The organism is uncultured Roseobacter sp. (assembly GCF_947495275.1).
In the GTDB taxonomy this organism is placed as follows: Bacteria; Pseudomonadota; Alphaproteobacteria; order Rhodobacterales; family Rhodobacteraceae; genus Roseobacter.
The window spans coordinates 1-501 of sequence record NZ_CANLYL010000059.1 but is presented as its reverse complement, the minus strand read 5'-3'; the positions used below and the strand labels follow the sequence as shown (position 1 = coordinate 501).

At 53.1% G+C, this 501-nt stretch carries 1 pseudogene; it reads left to right on the top strand.

Annotation, left to right across the window (positions count from 1 at the left end):
- Nucleotides 1-114: 114 nt before the first annotated feature.
- Nucleotides 115-501: pseudogene (locus tag Q0802_RS24685) on the top strand (transposase); the annotation flags it as partial.

Here is a 501-nt window from a genome sequence, read left to right as displayed (position 1 = left end):
GGCGAATTTGGTTGAAAAGAGTATCCTTGATCGGCGAGTGAACTGCTGATTGAATTCTCTCGACGCATGGAAGTATCAGTGATGGCGGGACCGCGACAGTAAGCGCAAACGGCGCTGTGCTACGAGTTCTCGCTTTAGGATCACGTCTCGCAAGAAACTCTGTTGCGGTCGATTGATCATTTTGTTCATCTGAGCAGCATCCGCACCTATCTCGCCGATTTCTACAACCACACTGGGCGTCATGTTGTCGATCCTGAACTTCTCATCTGCATGCTGCTAATGGGCTATTGCTTTGGCATCCGATCCGAACGGCGGCTCTGTGAAGAGGTGCATCTGAATCTCGTCTATCGCTGGTTCTGCGTCTGAATCTGAGCGATCGCGTCCCTGATCATTCGACCTTCTCGAAGAAGGCCTGGGGCATCGGTCAGCGCATGGCAATCCATGCCAGCCCGATCGGGGCGGATGCCAACAATCAGAATTCGACGCCGAAGGAAGATTGGG